Raw genomic sequence first — 419 nt, forward strand, 5'->3', positions numbered from 1 at the left:
CATTGCCCCCCACCCACCATGTGGCGGGCAATGTCTGGTTGCTTCCCTTGGTGCTCTTGGGCGGCATTCTGGTGGTGCGCAAGCTACGCCGGTTCGATCTCGTGGCCACCTTTTTCGGAGTGGCGCTGGCGACGATACTGGCCACTACCGATCCGTCTCAATATGGCACCGCGCTCGCGGAGACCTTTAGCTCGTCGCCGCTGCTGTTCTTCGCCTTCGTGATGCTGACCGAACCGCTGACGGCTCCGACAATACGCTGGCCGCGTATCGCCTTTGCCGGCATTGTGGGCTTTCTGTTCGCGCCCACCATCCATATCGGCTCATTCTATTTCACACCCGCGCTCGCTCTCCTGGTGGGCAACGTCTTCGCCTACGCGGTCAGCCCGAAAGGACGGTTCGTGCTGACCTTGGAACGCATC

At 61.3% G+C, this 419-nt stretch carries 1 protein-coding gene; it reads left to right on the forward strand.

Going from position 1 to position 419, the window contains the following annotated elements; translation table 11 throughout:
* Positions 1-419 (forward strand): RnfABCDGE type electron transport complex subunit D (locus EN859_RS35490; protein WP_189502489.1); only part of this gene is annotated, 419 nt, incomplete at both ends.

The sequence above is a fragment of the Mesorhizobium sp. M00.F.Ca.ET.216.01.1.1 genome, from assembly GCF_004010325.2.
Classification (GTDB): Bacteria; Pseudomonadota; Alphaproteobacteria; order Rhizobiales; family Rhizobiaceae; genus Mesorhizobium.